Consider the following 19507-nt stretch of genomic DNA (forward strand, 5'->3'; position numbering starts at 1 on the left):
AACGACGTACGACGAGAGAGGTTCTGACATGTCTCGGCCAGGGTTTGTGCTTGAGGTGGACGACCGCACTCCGCCGCTGCTCGTGCACAACGGTGAGGGTTTCCTGCTGGAGCGCTTCCCGCTCGGCACCCGGGTGGTGTACCCGCCGGAGGCGCTTCCGCCGGTGCGGGACGTCGAGGAGGCGATCCAGAACGCGCTGCTCAACCCGCTCGAGTCCGAGCCGCTGCCCGAGCTGCTGTTCGCCGGGATGCGGCTGACGATCGCGTTCGACGACATCTCGATCCCGCTGCCGCCGATGAAGAAGCCGGACATCCGGCAGCGCGTCATCGAGGCGGTGCTCGAGCTGGCCGCGGCCGCGGGAGTCGACGACGTCGAGCTGATCTCGGCGAACGCGCTGCACCGCCGGCTCACCCCGAACGAGCTGCGCGACATCGTCGGCGAGCGGGTGTTCCGCTCGTTCTACCCCGACGGCAAGCTCTACAACTTCGACGCCGAGGACGCCGCGGCCCTGACCCACCTGGGCCAGACCAGGCATGGCGAGGACGTCGAGATCTCCAAGCGGGCGGCCGAGTCCGACCTGCTGGTCTACGTGAACGTGAACCTGGTGGCGATGGACGGCGGCCACAAGTCGACGTCCATCGGGCTGGCGTCGTACAAGTCGCTGAAGCACCACCACAACAGCCACACGATGATCAACTCGCGCTCCTTCATGGACCACAAGCGGTCCAAGATGCACGAGTCGGCCTGGCGGATGGGCGAGGTGCTGACCGAGCACGTCAAGGTCTTCCAGATCGAGACGACGCTGAACAACGACATCTTCGGCGGGCCGCTGGAGTTCCTGCAGAAGCGCGAGTGGGAGTGGTCGCTCAAGGACCAGGCCTCGATGCTCGGCACCAAGCGCGCGCTCGCCGCGGCGCCGACCCGGGTCCGGCACAAGATCTTCACCGACGTCCGGTCGAACTACGGCCTGACCGGGATCAACGCCGGCAAGATCGAGCCGGTGCACGAGAAGACGATCGAGAACGTGCACCGCCAGCACATGGTCGAGGTCCAGGGCCAGTCCGACGTCGCGATCATGGGCGTGCCGTTCATCGGCCCCTACAACGTGAACTCGGTGATGAACCCGATCCTGGCCGCGTGCATGGGGCTCGGCTACTACTTCAACTCCTACCGGGGCAACCCGATCGTCCGCAAGGACGGCGCGGTGATCCTGTACCACCCGGTGGACTACGAGTTCAGCCAGCTGCACCACCCGTCGTACGTCGACTTCTTCGAGGAAGTGCTGTCGGAGTCGACCGACCCGGCCACGATCGAGGCGAAGTTCGAGAAGCAGTACGCCGAGGACCCCTGGTACATCCACCTATACCGGACCTCGAACGCGTACCACGGCGTGCACCCGTTCTACATGTGGTACTGGATCTCCCACGCCCTCGACCACTGCGGCGACATCGTCTGGGTCGGCGCGAACCGCAAGACGGTCGAGCGGATGGGCTTCCGGTCCGCGTCGACGCTGTCGGACGCGCTCGAGATGGTCAGCCACTCGGTCGGCCGGTCGCCGTCGATCACCTTCCTGCACAACCCGCCGCACCTGCTCGCGGACGTCCGCTGATGGGCACGAGCCTGGTGAAGTTCAGCCGGGAGACCGTCAAGGACGTCCGGCAGGTCGCGCGCGGGTGGCGGTGGGGCCGGCGCCCGCAGGTGCCGCGGTCGGCCGAGCCGTACGTGATCCCGAAGGAGGCCCCGGTCTTCCCGACGAAGTGGGCCCGGACGCCGGCCGCGATCGCGGTCCGCGACTTCCTCCAGAAGGGACCGCTGAACGCGATCCTGAACTTCGAGGTCAACCCGCAGGTCAGTGGGCTGGACTCGTTGCTCAAGCTGGACGGTCCGGCGATCATCGTCGCGAACCACTCGTCGCACCTCGACACCCCGTTGCTGCTGCTGTCGCTGCCGGACGCGATGCGGCGCAAGACCGCGTTCGCCGCCGCCGCGGACTACTTCTTCGACACCTGGTGGCGGGCCGCCGGCTCGGCGATCGTGTTCAACACGTTCCCGATCGAGCGGCGCGGCGGCAACATGAGCTCCACGCCCGGCGACCTCCTCGCGGAGGGCTGGAACGTCGTCGTCTTCCCGGAGGGGACGCGGTCACCGGACGGCTGGATCCAGCGGTTCCGGATGGGCGCGGCCTACCTCGCCGTCGAGCATGACGTGCCGGTGATCCCGGTCGGCATCAAGGGCTCGTTCGCCGCGATGCCCCGCGGTCGCGGCTGGCCGGTGCCGGGCCGTCCGACCGTCGCGGTCCGGTACGGCGATCCCGTCCGGCCGGCCGAGGGGGAGAGCGCCCGTGACTTCGCGCCGCGGATCGCCGCCGCGGTCTCGGCGCTCCTCGACGAGGAATCGACCACTTGGTACCAGGCCAGACGCCGCGCCGCCATCGGCAGCTCGCCCTCACAGTCCGGCCCCGACGCGGCCCGCTGGCGCCGGGTCTGGGAGTCGACCCGCCCGGTTCCACCGGCCGGCAGCAAACGCCGCGCCTGGAAGTGACAAAGGGGCTGTAGGCACCTAGATGGTTGCCTACAGCCCTTATTACGTGGCGGCCGGCTCGGTGACGGCGTACCAGCCGATCAACAGCTGCACGGGAATGCCGTCGGGGTCGTCGTCCTCGAGCGCGTCGAACTCGGCCTGCAGCGCGAGCAGCCGGCGCCGGAACTCGGCCGCCCGGTGGCGGCTCACGTTGGCTACCATGCCGCGCCCGACGAGCAGCCCGAGGGGTGTCTCTGCCTCCGCGCCGATCGGGACCCGCCCGGCACTCAGGTTGGCGACCAGCTCGGTGCGGAACTCGCCGAACAGTGCGGACAGCGTGCCGGCGAACTCCCCGGACCCCGCCTCGTCCGTGACCAGCTCGCGGCTGATGGCGAAGTCCAGCTGGGCGGTCTGATACCGCTGCTCCTGAATGCCGGACACCAGCCGGGTCCCCGCCACCCGGATCAGCTCGGCCGCCTCGAGTTGCTTGAGGTGGCGGTAGAGCTTCGTCTGCGGCTCGCCGAGGGCGGCCGCCAGCTCCTTGGCCGACATCACCGGCGGAGCCGAGCGGTCGCCGCTCATCAGCAGGCGCAGGATCCCGACCCGCGTCGGGTCCGACAACGCGCGCATCGTCTCCACGTCGGTGATGGCCCGGACCGGCTGCGGCTCCAGCATGATGACCTCTTTCCGTTTACGCCTTGCGCAATGTTCGCACATCTGTCAATGTTCACGCCAACGTGAATAGAGCGGAGTCGAGGATGAACAACGAACTGCTGGAGCGCTTCGCCGACCTGGTCGTTCGCGTCGGCGTGAACGTGCAACCGGGCCAAGGCGTGGTGATCACCGCCGACGTCGCCGAGGCCGAGGTGACCCGGCTGGTCGTCGACAGCGCCTACCGGGCCGGCGCGCGCTGGGTGGAGGTGCTCTGGTCGGATTCCGTCGTACGCCGGTCCGATCTCGCGTACGCCGACCTCGAGACGCTGACCGCCGACCGGCCGTGGGCGCTGGAACGGACCCGAGCTTGGACCGACGACGGGATCGCCTCGATCGCCGTGGTCGGTTCGACGGATCCCGAGCTGTACGCCGGGATCGACTCCGCCCGGCTGGCCGCCGTACGGAGACAAGAGCTGACGGCCCGGCAGCAGGCCGTGATGAGCGGGCGGTGGCGATGGACGGTCGTGGCCGCGCCGAACGCTCAGTGGGCCACCCAGGTGTACGGCGAGCCGGACGTCGACCGGCTGTGGGACGTGGTCGCCCGGGCGATGCGACTCGATGAGGCCGATCCGGTTGCGGCCTGGCGGGAGCGGTCGGCAGCTCTCGCGGCGCGTTGTGCGGCGCTCGACGCGCTGCAGATCAGCGAGCTCAGGTACGTCGGCGACGGGACGGATCTGACCGTCGGACTGCTGCCCGACTGTCGGTGGACCGGCGGTTCGCTGACCGACGAGGCCGGTGTCGTCTACCTGCCCAACATCCCGACCGAGGAGGTCTTCACCAGCCCGGACCGACGGCGGGCGGACGGTGTGGTTCGGCTGACGAAGCCGGTCGTGATCTCCGGTCAGCTGGTCGAGGGGCTGCGGCTCACGTTCGCGGGCGGCCGGATCACGGAGGTTTCAGCCACGACCGGCGAGGACCTCGTCCGCGCGCAGCTCGACACGGACTCGGGCGCCCGCAGTCTTGGTGAGGTGGCCCTCGTGGACAAGGAGTCCCGGATCGCGCAGACGGGCGTCGTCTTCCACAACACCTTGTTCGACGAGAACGCGGGCTGCCATGTCGCCTGGGGCCAGAGCTTTCCCTTCGCTGTCGAGAAGGGTCTGGAGCTGACCCCCGACGAGCGCTACACCCTCGGCCTCAACAACTCGACCGTCCACACCGACGTCGTCGTCGGCGGCGAAGGCCTGACGGTCACGGCCACGACCCCGAGTGGTCCCGTCGTCCTGCTGGACAACGACACCTGGCTCCCCGCCTCCTGACCTCAGCCGCCACCGGAAAGGGGGCTGCGGAAAGGGGGCTGCAGGCAACCAACCGCAGCCCCCTTCGTCATCAGCTGTCGTAGCGGTCGTTCTGTACGTTCACAGTCCGCAGAGCCTTGGCGGTCGGCGGGGTGATCGTCCAGTCCGGGTGGTTCGGCATCGGAGGCTCCTTGGTGCCGTAGAGCCAGTCCTCGAGGAAGGGCCGGACCGTCTTGTCGCCGCTGATCCTGGTGGCCAGCGCGATGTAGTCCTCGGTGGTGGCAGAGCGGTTCTTGTAGGTGCGCAACCAGGCCAGCTGGATCCGGTTGAACTTCTCCACGCCGATCTTCTCCGAGAGCGCGTAGAGGGTCAGAGTGCCACCGGTGTAGCGGATGTCGTCGAACAGGTGGGCCGCGTTCGGCCTCGCCACCGGCCCCGACTTGGCGCGCCAGATGTCGCCGTTCCCGTACGTCTCCTTCATCCGGTCGACCATGGTTGTCTTGCCGTGGCTGTCGGTCCAGCCGCGCTCGTACTGGTAGAGGAACGAGTAGTAGTTCGCGTTGCCTTCGTTCAGCCAGAGGCTGCCCCAGTCGCCCGGCGAGACGCTGTTGCCGAACCAGCTGTGTGTGAGCTCGTGCACCATGTGCGTGCCGATCTTGTTCTCCGGCTGCTTCAGATAGTTCGGCTTGTACAGCGTGAGGGTCTGCGTCTCCAATCCGGTGAAGTCGAAGGCGTCCGACGCGTCCGAGTTCGCCGGCAGCAGGCCGTACGCCTCGAACGGGTAATTCCCCAGGCGCGCCTCCAACCAGCCGAGCTGTCCTTTGGTCAGGTCCAACGCCGGTGTGAGATCCGCCAGCCGCGCTTTCGGTACGACGTCCCGCAGCCGCGCACCGCCCGCCGTCGTGCCGTGGTCGACGATGGCGAAGTCACCCACGGAGATCTGCACGAGCTCGGTCGGCATCGGCGACCGAGAGACGTACGTGAACGTCGTACTGCCGTCAGGGTTGGCGTGCTCGCCCACCTGGTCGCCGTTCGCGACACCGATCGTGCCTGGGGGAGCGGTGACCTTGAAGGTGTAGAAGGCCTTGTCGGACGGGTGGTCGTTGCACGGGAAGACGGTGTGGCCGACGTCTGGCTGCGGCGCCGTACTGAATCCGTCCGGGGTGGCCACGAACCCGCCCAGCGGTGGCTTGAGCCGGCGCGGATCCGCCTGGTAGTGAACCTTCACCGTGAACGACGTCCCGATCCGGCGAGCCGGCGTGATCGCCAACTCGTGGCCGTCCTGGGCATACGTCGCGGGACGGCCGTCGACGTCGACGGACTGGATGTCGAGCCCGTAGGAGTCCAGGTTGAACGCGGACAGGTGCTGGATCGGGCGGGCGGTCATGGTCATCGTCGCATCGATCAGCTTCGTCGAGGCGTCGTACGTCATCTCGATCAGGTAGCGCTCGGCCTGGTAGCCGCCGTTGCCGAGGCCGGGGAAGACGGTGTCCCCGACTCCCGGGGCTCCCGGCGTACCGGGCTCGGCGACGGCTGGGACCACGGCGGCGGTGGACAAGAGAGCCAGGCTCGCCGTGGCCACGACGAGCCGGCTGATGGTCGTGTGCATCGGACCTCCACTTCGGGCAAAGGGAGACGGACCCCCTCCTCTTACAGAGACACGGCAGTCGGGTCACGGGTTGTGAAGTTCGGAGGTATTCAGCCAGACGTAAATAGCGGCTTCGGTACCCTTGCCGCGTGAGCCTTGCCGTGCGTGTGATCCCCTGTCTGGACGTCGATGCCGGACGCGTGGTCAAGGGCGTCAACTTCGCCGACCTGCGCGACGCCGGTGATCCGGTCGAGATGGCCCAGGTGTACGACGCCGAGGGCGCCGACGAGCTGACGTTCCTCGACATCACCGCGTCCTCGGGTTCGCGCGAGACGACGTACGACGTGGTCGGGCGGACCGCTGAGCAGGTGTTCATCCCGCTCACCGTGGGCGGCGGGGTCCGCGAGGCCGCCGATGTGGACCGGCTGTTGCGGGCCGGCGCGGACAAGGTCGGTATCAACACCGGCGCGATCGCGCGGCCCGAGGTGATCCGGGAGATCGCCCACCGCTTCGGCAACCAGGTGCTCGTGCTGTCCCTCGACGTACGGCGGTCCGCGGAGCAGCCGAGTGGGTTCGAGGTGACCACGCACGGCGGCCGGAAGTCGGCCGGGCTGGACGCGATCGAGTGGGCCCAACGCGCGTGTGAGCTCGGCGCCGGCGAGATCCTGCTGAACTCGATGGATGCCGACGGCACCAAACAGGGCTTCGACCTGGAGCTGATCCGGGCGGTTCGGGCGGTGGTCGACGTACCGCTGATCGCGAGCGGGGGAGCGGGGGATCCGTCGCACTTCCCACCCGCGGTGGAGGCGGGGGCGGACGCCGTACTCGCCGCCAGCGTGTTCCACTTCGGTGACTTCCGGATCGCCGATGTCAAGAAGGCGTTGCGCGACGCCGGGGTCGTGGTTCGGTGAGCTCGCCGGTGCACGCCGAGCACTCCGAACAGATGGTCGCCGATGTCGAGCAGCAGCTGTCCGCGTTGTTCCGCCGGGCCCGGTCCGCGTCGCTGCGGCTGGCGCGTCGGGTCCATCCGGAGATGGATGCGGCCGGCTACGCGCTGATTTCGCAGATCGAGCTCGGTACGGCCGGTGGCGGCGCCGGCGTCCGGGCCTCCGACGTCGCGCAGGCGCTCGGCCTGGACAAGTCCACGGTCAGCCGCGGCATGACCCAACTGGAGAATCTCGGCCTGATCGAGCGCATCGGCGACCCGGACGACGGGCGTGCTCGCCTGCTCCGCCTGACCACGACCGGCGCCGAGCGGTACGACGCGATGCGGGCCCAGCGCCAGACCGAGTTCCGCGCGATCCTCGACCGCTGGAACCCGACCGACCTGGCCGACCTCGGCCGCCTGCTCTCCCGGCTCAACGACGACCTGAGCTGATCATCACGCAACGTCACCAGTAGGGCGCACTCCGAGCATATGGTTGCAGAAACCAACTATCTGGACGTATAGTTGGGTTATGCAACTAGCCCAGCAACCCCACGTCCCAGGGGTGGAACGGGACACCGTGACACAGGAGGTCATCGAAGGGGTCAGTTCGCTGATCCGGGCCGTCCGATGTGTCGAACACAGGCACCTGATGCCGGACGCCGGTCTGCGGCGTTCCGACGCGAGCGTGCTCAAGATCTTGATGAAGGACGGCGAGCAGCGCGGCGGTGAGATCGCCGTGAAACTCGGCGTCGATCCGTCGGTCGTGAGCCGGCAACTGACCGCCCTCGAGGCCGACGGACTGGTGAGCCGTCGGCCGGACCCGGCCGATGCCCGGGTCGGGCTGGTCAGCATGTCCGAGCACGGCCGAGCCCAGCTGGAGGGCATGTACGCGTCCTACACCCAGCATCTGCGCGCCGCCTTGGCGGACCTCGACGACGAGGCGATGCTCGCCGCGGCAGACACCATGCAGCGGGTCGCGCTCGCCATCACCGAGGTCAACAAGTCGGCCGTGAGGCGAAATCAATCGACTGGAGAACGATGACTGTCACCGAGACCCGGACGCAGGTGCCCACTGCGCCGGAACTCACCCACCGCGAGATCCTCGAGATATTGATCGGGCTGCTCGCCGCGCTGTTCACGGCGATGCTGAGCTCGACGATCGTCAGCAACGCCCTGCCGACGATCATCGCCGACCTCGAAGGCACCCAGACGCAGTACACCTGGGTCCTGACCGCGAGCCTGCTGGCCACCACCGTGTCCACCCCGATCTGGGGCAAGCTCGCCGACCTGATGAGCAAGAAGCTGCTCGTGCAGGTCGCGATCTCGGTGTTCGTGATCGGCTCCGCACTGGCCGGTCTGTCCCACACCGTGCCGTTCCTGATCGGTGCCCGCGTCCTGCAGGGTCTCGCGATGGGTGGCCTGATGGCGCTGGCGCAGGCCATCATCGGCGCGGCGATCCCGCCCCGCAACCGCGGCCGGTACTCCGGCTACATGGGTGCGGTGATGGCGGTCGCGACCGTGAGCGGCCCGCTCATCGGTGGCGTCATCGTCGACACGTCCTGGCTGGGCTGGCGCTGGTGCTTCTACGTCTGCGTCCCGCTGGCCGTGATCAGCTTGGTGATCCTGCAGAAGTACCTGCACCTGCCGACCTTCAAGCGCAAGGTCCAGATCGACTACCTCGGCGCGATCCTGATCAGCATCACCGCCAGCCTTCCGCTGCTGTGGGTGACCTTCGCCGGCACCGACTTCGACTGGGTCTCCTGGCAGTCGGCGCTGTTCGTCGGCGGCACGCTGGTCTTCGGTGCCCTCGCCGTACTGGTCGAGAGCCGGACGGCCGAGCCGCTCGTCCCGCTGAAGGTCGTGCGCAAGCGGACCACCTCGCTGGCGATCGTCGCCAGCGTCGCGGTCGGGGTCGCGATGTTCGGCAGCGCGCTGTTCCTCGGGCAGTACTTCCAGATCGCCCGCGGCTACAGCCCGACCGAGGCCGGCCTGCTGACGATTCCGATGATGCTCGGCTCGTTCATCGGGTCGATCGGCTCGGGCCAGATGATCACCCGCTACGGCAAGTGGAAGCGGTACCTGGTCAGTGGCGCGATCCTGCTCGTGATTGGTCTGGTCCTGCTCGGCACGATCGACCACACGACGCCGTACTGGTACGTCGGTCTCGGCATGCTGGCCATGGGTCTCGGCATGGGTATGACGATGCAGAACCTGGTCCTCGCCGTACAGAACACCGTCGACGTCCGGGAGATCGGCGCGTCGAGCGCGACGGTCTCGTTCTTCCGCAGCCTGGGCGGTGCGGTCGGCGTCGCGGTCCTGGGTGCTGTACTCGCGGCCCGGGTCAAGGACCTGATCATCTCCGGACTTCTCTCCGGACCTGGTGGAGCCGAGGCCGCGCGGAAGCTGCAGGAGGGCGGATCGGGCACCAGCCTGCTCGACGTCAACCACCTGCCGCCGCAACTGGCCGCGCTGGTGCGGATGTCGTACGGCGACGCGACCGGCCGGATCTTCCTGATCGCGGCGGCCTGCGCCGTGGTCAGCCTGGTCGCGGTCCTCTTCATCAAGGAGGTCCCGCTCCGCAAGACCGTCGCCAAGGTCGACGACATCGAGGACCTGGCCGACCGCGCGGTCCACGACTAGAACTCAGGCGGTTCCAGCCCATCGAGCCGATGGGTGCGCAGATTGGGTGAACCGATCAGCCAGAGCACGGACAACAGGCCGCCGGCGGCGGAGACGAGGAGGGTTTCGCGGACACCGATCCAGGTGCCGAGGAACCCACCGACGACCGCGCCGAGCGGCCTGATCCCGTAGTTGATGCTGCTGTACGCGCCGGAGACCCGGCTGCGCATGTGGTCGTGCGTGACCGCGGCCTGCATCGAGTTGTTCGGGATGTCGAAGCACATCACGGCGAAGGTCCCGACGAACATGCCGGCAGCCAGCACGGCCGCCCGGACCGGCTCCGGCCCGCGGGCGAGCAGTACCAGGGCCATCGCGCCGGGGAAGATTACGGCTCCCGCCGCGATCAGGCGCCCGGCCCCGAAGATCCGGCTCAGCCGTGCGGCGGAGATCGCGCCGAGCAGTCCGCCCGTCGAACCGATCCCGAAGGCAACGCCGATCGTGCCGGCCGAGAGCCCGAGGTCGCGGCTGGCGAACAGGACCAGCAACGCCATCCCGACAAAGTTGAAGAAGTTCACGGTGGTCGAGCACGCGAGACTGCGGCGCAGGTAGGGATGCTTCAGCAGATAGCGCATCCCCGCCCGAGCGCGGGCGAGCAGTGGCTCCTCGGTCTCGTCGGATCCGCCCGGTGTGACGTCGAGACGGCTGATCCGGGCGGCCGAGAACAGGAACGACAAGGCGTCGACGACGATGGCCACCGGCGCGGTCAACCACTGCATCAGCAGTCCGCCGATGGCGGGACCGCCCATGAACGAGATCGACCGGGTCGACGAGAGCTTGCTGTTGGCCTCGAGGAACTGATCCCGTCCGACCAGCCGCACGAAGAACGACGCGTAAGCAGTTCCGAACACGACGCCCGCGATACCGGTCAGGATCGCGATCACGTACAGCTGGCCGAGCGTGAGCACGCCCAGCCAGTACGCCACCGGAAGCGTCAGCAGCAGGACCGTCCGGGACAGGTCGGCTGCGATCATCAGGGGCTTCTTGTTCCGGCGCTGGTCCACCCACGTGCCGATGAACAGCGACACCAGGTTCGGTCCCCAGACGGCCGCGGTCAGGAAGCCGACCTGGCTGGGGGAGGCGTCGAGCATGGTGACGGCGATCAGTGGCAAGGCCAGCTCGGTGATGCGGTCGCCGAACTCGGACACGCCCTGCGCGGACCAGAAGGCCCGGAAGCGGCGGTCCCGCCAGAGACTGGTGGCGGACAAGGTACTCACAGGCGGTTCCCCCAGGGTTTCAGGTAGTTGCTTCGGGCAACGTGATGCGCAGGTAGCGGACGGACCGGGCCCCGTCCGGCGTCTCGCCGGCGTCGCGGCGCTGGACGTACGGCGTGAGCACCTGCTCGATCGCGGTCTCGATCGCCGCGGCCTCGGCCGGCGTGACCTCCAGCCGGGTGTTCGCCGACAGGGCCACCCGAGCCCACTCGGGATCGAGCTGAGGCTCGGTCTCGGCGATCCAGTGCTGCGCTGCCTCCAGGGCTTGTTTCATCATCTGGGCCTGCAACTGCCGACCCGCTTCCAGACCCTCGGCGGTGTCCGGCATGGCGATCCTGAACCCGCGGGCGACCGCGCTCCACCAGCGTTGGCGCCGATCGGTGCCGCTGGGCGGAGGCCCGTCGACGACCAGGCCGAAGCTCGCGAGGTGCCGCAGGTGCCAACTGGTCACCGACGGCGAGGCGCCCACGTGCTCCGAGAGCTGGGTGGCCGTGGCCGGGCCGTTCTTCTGCAGCCAGGACAGCGCGGCGAGCCGGACCGGGTGGGCCAGCGCCCGCATGGCTTGCGGGTCGGTGACCTCGAAATCGCCGTACGGATTTCTGAGAGACATGTTTCGAGAGTAATCTCTCAGATCTCTGGAACGCAACCTCTGTCGCTGGCGCGGGGACGGCGGGACACTGGCCCCGTGCGGGACGACAGCGACCCAGCGGCGGACATGGCTGCCCTCTACCGGCAGACCTGGCCGCGGCTGATCGGCGTGCTGGTGTCGATCGGGGGATCGCCCGACGACGCGGAGGCGGTGGCGCAGGACGCGTACGTGCAGCTGCTCGGCCGGTGGGACGCGATTCGCCGGTACGACGACCCGGAGGCGTGGGTCCGCGCGCTTGCCGTGCGGACGATGATCGGCCGGCTGGGCCGGCGGACGGTCACCCGGGCGGTCGTCGTACTGCACGACGTGCTGGAGTTGCCGGTCGAGCAGATCGCCGAGGAGCTGCAACTCGCGACCCGGACGGTCGAATCCCGGCTGGCCCGGGCCGAGCGATCGCCGGCGGAGTTGGCCGAGGATGTGGCCGCGTGCACGCCGGATGAGGCGCCTCCGGTCGAGGACGTCGTACAGGCCGTCAAAGAACGACGGCGGCGGCGGTACGTCGTGTCAGCCGCGGCTGCGGCGGTTGTGGTCGTGGCCGGCATCGCCGCTGGTCTGAGTCTCCCGAGGGCCGAGATCGAGCCGACGATCGGGCTCGAGATGTCGGCGTACCTGGTCGACGGGCCGGCGCCGCAGCAGTACAAGCTCGGTACGACGGTGGTGCTGTTGCGCGGCGAGATCGCGGTGACCTCCGCGCGAGTGGATCCGGAGCACTTGTCGGTGCTGACCGTCGGGGTCGAACCCGATGAGGTCGCCATCGAGCCGTGCCTGCCGAACACGGTCGTCCGGATCCTGTCCCAGGACGCGTACTCGGTCCGGATCGCGGCGTACCGGTACGGCATCGACGCGGACCAGAACGACGGTCACCAGTGCACGAGCCCGGGGCCGGCGCCGACCACTCTGCAGCTCGACCTGCAGAGCACGGTCGGGAACCGCACGGTGTACGCGGGCAGCAACGGTGAGCGGGTCGTACTGAAGGGACGAAGCTGTCTCAAGCCAGCTGGATCGTTCGCCGCCAGATGTCGCTGATCAGGTCGGGGCGCATGCCGACCGCGGTGTAGAGCGCGACGGCCGGCGTTGGGTTGCTGCTGTCCACGTGCAGGATCGTGCCGGACCGGCCGGCGGTCGCGTCGACCGCGAACGCGTTGTGTAGCAGGAACTTGGCGAGCCCACGGCCCCGAGCCGACGGTACGACGGCGAGCCGGCCGACGTACCCGCAGTTCTCGGTGCTGACGAAGTTGTCGTTGCACTCGGTCATGGCGACGCCCCGTCCGTCGAGCTCGACCGTCGTCAGCTGCGACCAGTCGAACGTCGACCGGCTCTCCCGCGACTCCACCCACTCCTCGAACGGTCGCGGCAGCGCCCCGGGCTGCTCGGCGAAGGCGTCCATCAGTACGCCGTGTGCCGCCCGCCGACTCGCCTCATCCGACGCCCCGCGCCGCAGCACCACGTCGTCCGGAACCGCGGGCGGCGGCACCGGCCCGTCGAAGGTGATCCGCATCCGCTGCACCGACGTACCAATCGCATATCCGCGCGCCGCAAGGAGATCCGGCAGCAGCCGATCCTGCCGAATCACGCCCACTTTCAGGACGACCTCGCCCCGACCCATCTCCCGAGCTCGGCGTTCGGCCTGGTCGAGCAGCCAGCCCACGATGTCTGGGTTGGTGCTCAGGATGTCAATGTCCACGTGGGTTCCGCCGGCGATCGCCACCGCAACCGCCGACCCGGCGAACCCGCCGTCCGGTCCAAGCACGACCCAGCCATCGGTGGCGAGGTTGACCCCGGGATCGCGCAGATAGTTGGCCACGTCCTCCGGACTGTGCTTCGCAAACCCGAGCAGCGCGGAGGTGTACGCCGCAGACTCCGCGGCAATCACCTCCGCATCCGCCAACACCATCGGTCGAAACGTGTGCCCGGCAGGCAGAGCGCTCATGCACCCCATCGTGCTGAACCACCGCCCTACTGTCGAACCGATTCGAGCCCTTCTGCTCGGTAGGTGGGTAGCGCGGGAGATCAGACACAGCTCCGCGGCGACCGCGTTGGTTGCCACCTACGGGACGTAGGGGCGCTTGGGTGTGATCACGTCGGCGGGTCGTGGGGTGCGGTTGCGGCCGCATACCGGTTCTTTCCGGAAGAAAACGGGCGCATATCGACCAGAAGTTTCCGCAGATACGGCGCCGAGGCGCTCGGGTGATTCGAGTCGTGGATATCGGCGCGGCTTCCCGGCCTGTCGCCAACCCCGATCCACGACTCGACGCCTTGTCCGCTGACCCATCGGGTGTCGGGTCAGTGGGACACGAGAGCCGGGTTTAGCAGGTTTTGGTTCGTTCCGGGTCGCAGGTGGTTTGGGTGGTCTTCAGGTTGTTGACGGCTGCGGGTGGGGTCTGGTCGGACCAAGAGGCGAGGGTTACGCCTACCGCGTCTTCGATCGAGACCGGGCTGGACAGGTAGTTGTTGCTGATCATCGAGAAGACCAGCTTGCGGCCGTCCTTGGTGGATACGTAGCCGGAGAGGGCGGTGACGCCGGTGAGTGAGCCGGTCTTGCCGTGCAGGTTGTTGGCGGCGGGTGTGTTCCGCATCCGGTTGCGCAGCGTGCCGCCGGTGAAGCGATCCGGGTTGCCGGCGATCGGCAGGGCGTTGTACCACTGCTGGAACCACGGCTCCTTCTGGGCGCCGATGAGTACGTCGGTCACCGCATCGGCGGTCACGTTGACCTTCCGGGACAGGCCGGAGCCGTCGGAGAGCCGGATCCGGCTGGTGTCGACGCCGAGGCTCTTCGCGTAGTCGGTGACTACGCCGAGTCCGGCCGGCCAGCTGCCGTCGGCGTCGACGACCGCGCCCATCGCCTTGACGAGCGTCTCGGCATGCATGTTGTTCGACAGCTTCAGGAACGGCGTGAGCAGTTCGCCGACCGTCATCGACTCGTCCCGCGCCAGCCGGGTCGCGCTGGTCGGCGTGGTCGCGTTCTTGATCCGGCCGTGGACCGAAATGCCCTGTGCGGTGAGCGCCCGGCGGAACACGTCGGCGGCGTACAGCTCGGGCTCCCAGACGGTGATCCAGTCCTGCTCGACCGAGGATCCGAGTGGCATCGAGCCGCTGACCCTGACGACGTTCGTGCCGTGGTCGCGGTCGACGTTGACCGTGTTCGACGTACCCACGGCGCCGGTCGTCGCGGTGTTGATCACCTTGAGTACGCCGTTCGCCGGGACCGTGTTCAGCTTCAGGGGAGCCCCGGCCTTGGCTCCGGGCAGGCTTTCGATGATCGCGGTGCCGGAGTCGTAGTCGGTGTTCGGGGCGAGCGTCAGCGCGGAGATCTGGGCGCTGTAGTAGAACGGCTCGTCGTCCCAGGACCAGGTGTCGCCGAGGCGGAGGTGGTCGAAGTAGGAGTCGTCCGCGATCAGGTCGCCGTCGACCCGCCGTACGCCGGCCGCTTTGAGCTGTTCGGCCAGGCCGGCGTAGTCGGATTCGAGTGCGGTCGGGTCGCCGTAGCCCTTCAGATAAAGGTCTCCGCGGAGCTTCCCGCCACGGACGGGTGCGGTGGCGAGCACATCGGTGTGGAAGCGGTACGACGGACCGAGCACGTGCATCGCGGCCGTGGAGGTGAACAGCTTGGTGTTCGACGCGGGCAGCAGCCGCTCGCCGCCATTCCGGTCGTACAGCGTCTCGCCGGTGGTCGCGTCGCGGACCACGAGCCCGACCTGCGTCCCGTCGTACCGGCTGTTGGTCAGCAGCCCGTCGAGGCGCTGCTGCAACGCGGTCTCTTGCACTGCCGCGGTAGGCGATTGCACCACCACACCACCGACCGTGGCGGCCAGAGCGGCTACCGCGGCGACCAACCCACGCCCCGACACTCTCGGTAAATGACTCACGAGACTCTCCCTAAACCCAGGCGGAAAACTACTAGCCCGGAGTCTCCACCTCGCCGGGCCCGGGGTCCAGGGATTGTGCCGGTCGGACCAGATAGCAGTACGGCGGTCATCCACCCGTCGTGGCTGACCGCCGTACTGTCAACGGACTATCGAGTACTACAGGGTGCCTTGGTCCACTCGCTGTCGCACGCGCTCTGCGAGGTGCGGAAGCTGTCCGGCGAGACCTTCGCCGGGGCCGCCTGGTCGGACCAGGACGCGAGCGTGACGCCGACGGCGTCCTCGATCGAGCGCGGGCTGGTGATGTAGTTGTTGCTCAGCATCGAGAACACCAGCTTGCGGCCGTCCTTGGTGGTCACGTAGCCCGAGAGCGCCGAGGCGCCGGTCAGCGAGCCGGTCTTGCCGTGCAGATTGTTCGCGGCCGGCGTGTTCTGCATCCGGGTGGCCAGCGTGCCGCCGATGAGCGGCGCGGGGTTACCGGCGATCGGCAGCGCGTTGTACCACTGCTGGAACCACGGCTCCTGCTGTGCCGCGATCAGCAGGTTGGTGATGGCATTACCGGTCAGGTTGTCCTTGCGGGTCAGACCGGATCCGTCCGAGATCCGGATCGTGCTGGTGTCGACGCCCTGGCTCTTGGCGTAGTCGGCGATGACACCGAGCCCTGCTGCCCAGGTCCCGCTGTTCTTGGCCACGACGCCCATGGTCTTGACCAGCGTCTCGGCGTGGATGTTGTTCGACTTCTTCAGGAACGGAATCAGCAGGTCGCCGAGCGGCATCGACTCGTCCCGGGCGAGTTGCTTGGCCAGCGCCGGGGTGGTGGCGTGACAGATCTTGCCGCTGACCGTGATGCCGACCGCGGCGAGTGCCTTCCGGAACACGTCGGCCGCGTACAGCTCCGGCTCCCAGACGGTCGTCAACGACTGCGTGACCGCCGCGCCGAGCGGGACAGAGCCGGTCACGCGGACGACGTTCGAGCCGTGGTCGCGCTGGACGCTCAGCGTCTTGGCCGAGCCGGCCGAGCCGGTCGTCGCGGTGTTGACGAGCTTGAGCGTGCTGTTCGCGGGCACCATCGTGAGCGCGACCGGGGCACCGGCCGTCGCGCCGGGCCGGGTCTCGACGATCGCCGTCCCCGTGTCGAAGTCGGCGTCCGGCGCGAGCGTCAGGGCCGAGATCTGGGCCGCGTAGTAAGCCGGCTCGTCGTCCCAGCCCCAGCTGTCACCGAGGCGGACGCTGTCGAAGTACGAGTCGTCCGCGACCAGGTCACCGTCGACATGCGTCACGCCGGCCGTCGCGAGCTGCTTGGCCAGCGAGGCGTAGTCGGATTGCACGGTGGTCGGGTCGCCGTACCCCTTGAGGTACAGGTTGCCGTGGATCGTGCCGCTCTCCACCGGGTTCGCCGACAGGACGTCGGTGTGGAACGTGAACGTCGGGCCGAGGACGTGCATCGCGGCAGTCGACGTGAAGAACTTGACGTTCGAGGCGGGCACCTCGCGGTCGCCGCCGTTGTGGTCGTACAGCGTCTCGCCGGTGGTCGCGTCCCGGACCACGAGACCGACCTGTGAGCCGACGTACCGACTGTCGTTGAGCAGGCCGTCCAGAGTCTCCGGCAGCGTGGACGCCTGCGTCTGTGCCTCAGCCGCGCCTCCGGTCGACAGCGTCACCACACCACCGACGACGACGGCCACCGCGGTCGCGGCGGCGATCAACCCCCGCCTCGACACCCTCGGCAGATAGCTCACAAAGACTCCTTCAGCTCAGGTTCGGTTCAGCAAGATGCGTTCCGCACCCTACGACGCACAGACGGCCAGCCCCGTCACACCGGTTGCACCGGTGGAAGGGTTTCGACCAGCGTCGAAACCCTTCTGGATCAGGGATCTGCCCGGCCGCACCCGGGTGCCGACCCGGGAACAACCCGTTCGCTGCGTGGCGCGGTGGCGCCGGGGTGGGCCGCGCCTCGTAGTCTCGGTACAGCACAGCGGGACCGACGGGGAGCACGATCCATCAGATGGCGAAACCACCAGAGCAGGTGACCGGGGACCGGCGACGCCGGCGGCCGGTCTGGCTCGACCTGCGCCGTACCGGCCGGGGCATCGCGGCGATGCTGTACGGCGGCCTCGCGTCGCTGATCACGCTCGTGATCACGTTCTGGACCTTGCCCCAGATCAGTAGCGACGGGCGGCTGCCGATCTTCCGGCTGGTGGTGCTGCTCGCGGTCTTCAGCGTGGTGATGCGCTGGATCCTGGCCGGGATCGCGGTCCTGATCGGCTCGATCGGCGTGCTCGTCGGCGGCCTGCTGTCGCAGTTCGCGGTCGTCTACCTCGGCATCACCATCGACCCGGGCGTGCACCTGCACGGCGGCGTCGAGGCGCCGCTGCTGGTCGCGATCGTGATGTCGTCGGTGAGTGCGTTCGTCGGCTGGGTCGCGTACGCCGGGAGCGACGACGCGTACGTCGCCGAGGTGATGCGCGTCGTACGGCGCAGAGCCCGCAGAATCGAGGCCGCACCGAAGACCGGGATGCTGATCATCCAGATCGACGGCCTGGCCGCACCTCTGCTGAACTGGATGGTCCTGGCCGGCAACCTGCCGAATCTGGGTGGCTGGATCCGGGACGGGAAACACTCGATGGTCCCGTGGTACACCGGCGTACCGGCGACCACACCGGCCAGCCAGGCCGGCATTCTGCATGGCGGGTCCGGGCAGATCCCGGCGTTCCGGTGGTACGAGAAGGAGTCCGCCCGGTTGATGGTGACGAACCGGGCCCGGGACGCCGCCGAGATCGAGGCGCGCATCTCGACCGGCCGTGGACTGCTCGCCGACGGCGGCGTGAGCATCAGCAACAACTGGTCCGGCGACGCGGACAAGTGCGAACTCGTCTTCAGCCGGGCCGCCCTGCCGAACAGCCGCAGCCGCGGCTACGTCCGCTTCTTCTCCAGCCCGCAGGGTGCCGCGCGCGGTCTCATCCTGTGCGTCGGCGAGATCGTGAAGGAGCTGCATCAGGCCAGGCGCCAGCGGGTCCGTCACCTGGTGCCGCGGGTCAAGCGCGGTGGCGGATATGTCTTCCTGCGCGCGATCACGAACGTCCTGCTGCGTGACCTGAACGTCTCGCTGATCACCGACGAGCTGGTCAAGGGCACCCCGGCGATCTACTGCGACTTCGTCGACTACGACGAGGTCGCGCACCACGCCGGCCCGACACGGCCGGAGTCGCTGCAGACTCTCGAGGGCCTGGACCGGGTCCTCGGTGCGCTGCAGCGGATCATCGACATCCTGCCGCACTCCTACGAGATCGTCGTACTGTCCGATCATGGGCAGAGTCAGGGCTCGACCTTCCACCAGCGCTACGGCCGGACCCTCACCGAGGTCGTGGACGACCTGGTCGACACCACCAAGGAAGCGGTCTCGGCGGTCGGCAAGACCGAGGGCTGGGGTCCGGTGAACGCGTTCCTGACCGAGCTGTCGCTGCGCCGGAGTGTGGCCGGAACGGTCACCCGAAAGGCCCTGCACAGCAAGTCCGGGCGCGGTGAGGCCGAGCTCGGCCCGAAGGACTGCGAACCACCGGTCGGCGCCGACGAGCAGATGGTGGTCACCGCGTCGGGCAACCTGGCGCTGATCTACCTCGCCACCACGCCGGGCCGGGTGCCGCTGGAGGAGATCGAGCTGCTGCACCCGAAGCTCATCCCCGGTCTGGCAACGCATCCCGGGATCGGGTTCGTCGTGGTCGACTCGCTGGCCGAAGGACCGGTCGCGATCGGGAAGGCCGGGGTGCAGGTGCTGCGGTCCGGCCGCGTCGAGGGTGCGGATCCGCTCGCGCCGTACGGTCCCTTGGCACCGGCGGCGCTGCTGCGGCAAGCCGAGATGCCACACATCGGGGACGTCGTGGTGGTCAGCCGGATGGACGACTACACGCATGAGGTCGCGGCGTTCGAGGAGTTGGTCGGCTGTCACGGCGGCATCGGCGGCTGGCAGACCGACGCGGTCCTGGTGCACCCATCGCGTTGGGAGCTGAAGGAGCCTCCCGTAGGCTCCGACGAGGTACATGAACTTTTGATCAGCTGGCTGGACAAGCTCGGCCAGCGCAAGGATCAGGAAGAACCGATCGAGTCGAGCGTGGAGGCCTGA

Annotated in this window: 16 protein-coding genes; 9 read left to right on the forward strand and 7 right to left on the reverse strand. The window is 68.4% G+C overall.

What is annotated here, in order from left to right; genetic code table 11:
* The first annotated feature begins 28 nt into the window (after window positions 1-28).
* Together ACWF4Z_RS11580 and ACWF4Z_RS11585 are read left to right on the forward strand one after the other, a co-directional pair.
* The gene (locus ACWF4Z_RS11580) at window positions 29-1609 is read left to right on the forward strand and encodes a lactate racemase domain-containing protein (protein WP_452242917.1); all 1581 of its coding nucleotides are present in this window, start codon (window positions 29-31) and stop codon (window positions 1607-1609) included.
* Window positions 1609-2541: a lysophospholipid acyltransferase family protein gene (locus tag ACWF4Z_RS11585; RefSeq protein WP_452242918.1), complete on the forward strand. Its 933-nt coding sequence runs from the start codon at window positions 1609-1611 to the stop codon at window positions 2539-2541. Before ACWF4Z_RS11580 ends, ACWF4Z_RS11585 begins: the two co-directional genes overlap by 1 nt.
* A gap of 42 nt (window positions 2542-2583) precedes the next feature.
* Here the strand turns inward: ACWF4Z_RS11585 and ACWF4Z_RS11590 are convergent, their stop codons facing one another.
* A complete protein-coding gene (locus ACWF4Z_RS11590; protein WP_452242919.1) occupies window positions 2584-3195 on the reverse strand; it encodes an ArsR/SmtB family transcription factor in 612 nt (203 codons plus the stop codon).
* A gap of 83 nt (window positions 3196-3278) precedes the next feature.
* Here ACWF4Z_RS11590 and ACWF4Z_RS11595 point away from each other — a divergent pair, with 83 nt between their 5' ends.
* Window positions 3279-4490 carry an aminopeptidase gene (locus ACWF4Z_RS11595; protein WP_452242920.1) on the forward strand — a complete coding sequence of 404 codons (1212 nt, stop codon included), beginning with the start codon at window positions 3279-3281 and terminating at the stop codon, window positions 4488-4490.
* A 70-nt stretch (window positions 4491-4560) separates the two neighbouring features.
* Here the strand turns inward: ACWF4Z_RS11595 and ACWF4Z_RS11600 are convergent, their stop codons facing one another.
* Window positions 4561-6078 carry a M1 family metallopeptidase gene (locus tag ACWF4Z_RS11600; RefSeq protein ID WP_452242921.1) on the reverse strand — a complete coding sequence of 506 codons (1518 nt, stop codon included), beginning with the start codon at window positions 6076-6078 and terminating at the stop codon, window positions 4561-4563.
* A 128-nt stretch (window positions 6079-6206) separates the two neighbouring features.
* On the opposite strand from ACWF4Z_RS11600, the gene hisF reads away from it, so the two are divergent.
* The 4 genes from hisF (at window position 6207) to ACWF4Z_RS11620 (ending at window position 9625) form a co-directional block, all read left to right on the forward strand.
* The gene (gene hisF / locus ACWF4Z_RS11605) at window positions 6207-6968 is read left to right on the forward strand and encodes an imidazole glycerol phosphate synthase subunit HisF (RefSeq protein WP_452242922.1); all 762 of its coding nucleotides are present in this window, start codon (window positions 6207-6209) and stop codon (window positions 6966-6968) included.
* Window positions 6965-7435 carry a MarR family winged helix-turn-helix transcriptional regulator gene (locus ACWF4Z_RS11610; protein ID WP_452242923.1) on the forward strand — a complete coding sequence of 157 codons (471 nt, stop codon included), beginning with the start codon at window positions 6965-6967 and terminating at the stop codon, window positions 7433-7435. The genes hisF and ACWF4Z_RS11610 overlap by 4 nt, the downstream gene beginning before the upstream one ends.
* Window positions 7436-7514: 79 nt before the next feature.
* A complete protein-coding gene (locus ACWF4Z_RS11615; RefSeq protein WP_452242924.1) occupies window positions 7515-8027 on the forward strand; it encodes a MarR family winged helix-turn-helix transcriptional regulator in 513 nt (170 codons plus the stop codon).
* Window positions 8024-9625 carry an MDR family MFS transporter gene (locus tag ACWF4Z_RS11620; protein WP_452242925.1) on the forward strand — a complete coding sequence of 534 codons (1602 nt, stop codon included), beginning with the start codon at window positions 8024-8026 and terminating at the stop codon, window positions 9623-9625. The genes ACWF4Z_RS11615 and ACWF4Z_RS11620 overlap by 4 nt, the downstream gene beginning before the upstream one ends.
* On the opposite strand, the gene ACWF4Z_RS11625 is transcribed toward ACWF4Z_RS11620, so the two are convergent.
* Window positions 9622-10878 (reverse strand): MFS transporter, encoded by a 1257-nt coding sequence (locus ACWF4Z_RS11625; RefSeq protein ID WP_452242926.1) that lies wholly within the window; start codon window positions 10876-10878, stop codon window positions 9622-9624. The genes ACWF4Z_RS11620 and ACWF4Z_RS11625 overlap by 4 nt on opposite strands.
* A 19-nt stretch (window positions 10879-10897) precedes the next feature.
* Window positions 10898-11485 (reverse strand): ArsR/SmtB family transcription factor, encoded by a 588-nt coding sequence (locus ACWF4Z_RS11630; protein ID WP_452242927.1) that lies wholly within the window; start codon window positions 11483-11485, stop codon window positions 10898-10900.
* A gap of 75 nt (window positions 11486-11560) precedes the next feature.
* On the opposite strand from ACWF4Z_RS11630, the gene ACWF4Z_RS11635 reads away from it, so the two are divergent.
* Window positions 11561-12550: a sigma factor-like helix-turn-helix DNA-binding protein gene (locus ACWF4Z_RS11635; protein ID WP_452242928.1), complete on the forward strand. Its 990-nt coding sequence runs from the start codon at window positions 11561-11563 to the stop codon at window positions 12548-12550.
* Here the strand turns inward: ACWF4Z_RS11635 and ACWF4Z_RS11640 are convergent.
* The 3 genes from ACWF4Z_RS11640 to dacB (ACWF4Z_RS11650) form a co-directional block, all read right to left on the reverse strand.
* Complete coding sequence (locus ACWF4Z_RS11640; RefSeq protein ID WP_452242929.1) at window positions 12513-13454, reverse strand: GNAT family N-acetyltransferase; 942 nt, start codon at window positions 13452-13454, stop codon at window positions 12513-12515. The genes ACWF4Z_RS11635 and ACWF4Z_RS11640 overlap by 38 nt on opposite strands.
* A 376-nt stretch (window positions 13455-13830) precedes the next feature.
* Window positions 13831-15390 (reverse strand): D-alanyl-D-alanine carboxypeptidase/D-alanyl-D-alanine endopeptidase, encoded by a 1560-nt coding sequence (gene dacB / locus ACWF4Z_RS11645; RefSeq protein ID WP_452242930.1) that lies wholly within the window; start codon window positions 15388-15390, stop codon window positions 13831-13833.
* A 146-nt stretch (window positions 15391-15536) separates the two neighbouring features.
* Window positions 15537-17126 (reverse strand): D-alanyl-D-alanine carboxypeptidase/D-alanyl-D-alanine endopeptidase, encoded by a 1590-nt coding sequence (gene dacB / locus ACWF4Z_RS11650; protein ID WP_452242931.1) that lies wholly within the window; start codon window positions 17124-17126, stop codon window positions 15537-15539.
* A gap of 266 nt (window positions 17127-17392) precedes the next feature.
* Between dacB (ACWF4Z_RS11650) and ACWF4Z_RS11655 the strand changes: the two genes are divergently transcribed.
* Complete coding sequence (locus ACWF4Z_RS11655; RefSeq protein ID WP_452242932.1) at window positions 17393-19507, forward strand: alkaline phosphatase family protein; 2115 nt, start codon at window positions 17393-17395, stop codon at window positions 19505-19507.

The sequence above is a fragment of the Kribbella sp. NPDC055071 genome (assembly GCF_053608045.1).

What these genes read in the sequence shown, in the direction of transcription:
- ACWF4Z_RS11580 (WP_452242917.1), top strand. Translation starts at nt 29, where the DNA reads ATGTCTCGGCCAGGGTTTGTGCTTGAGGTGGACGACCGCACTCCGCCG.
- ACWF4Z_RS11585 (WP_452242918.1), top strand. Translation starts at nt 1,609, where the DNA reads ATGGGCACGAGCCTGGTGAAGTTCAGCCGGGAGACCGTCAAGGACGTC.
- ACWF4Z_RS11590 (WP_452242919.1), bottom strand. Translation starts at nt 3,195, where the DNA reads ATGCTGGAGCCGCAGCCGGTCCGGGCCATCACCGACGTGGAGACGATG.
- ACWF4Z_RS11595 (WP_452242920.1), top strand. Translation starts at nt 3,279, where the DNA reads ATGAACAACGAACTGCTGGAGCGCTTCGCCGACCTGGTCGTTCGCGTC.
- ACWF4Z_RS11600 (WP_452242921.1), bottom strand. Translation starts at nt 6,078, where the DNA reads ATGCACACGACCATCAGCCGGCTCGTCGTGGCCACGGCGAGCCTGGCT.
- ACWF4Z_RS11615 (WP_452242924.1), top strand. Translation starts at nt 7,515, where the DNA reads ATGCAACTAGCCCAGCAACCCCACGTCCCAGGGGTGGAACGGGACACC.
- ACWF4Z_RS11620 (WP_452242925.1), top strand. Translation starts at nt 8,024, where the DNA reads ATGACTGTCACCGAGACCCGGACGCAGGTGCCCACTGCGCCGGAACTC.
- ACWF4Z_RS11630 (WP_452242927.1), bottom strand. Translation starts at nt 11,485, where the DNA reads ATGTCTCTCAGAAATCCGTACGGCGATTTCGAGGTCACCGACCCGCAA.
- ACWF4Z_RS11640 (WP_452242929.1), bottom strand. Translation starts at nt 13,454, where the DNA reads ATGAGCGCTCTGCCTGCCGGGCACACGTTTCGACCGATGGTGTTGGCG.
- ACWF4Z_RS11655 (WP_452242932.1), top strand. Translation starts at nt 17,393, where the DNA reads ATGGCGAAACCACCAGAGCAGGTGACCGGGGACCGGCGACGCCGGCGG.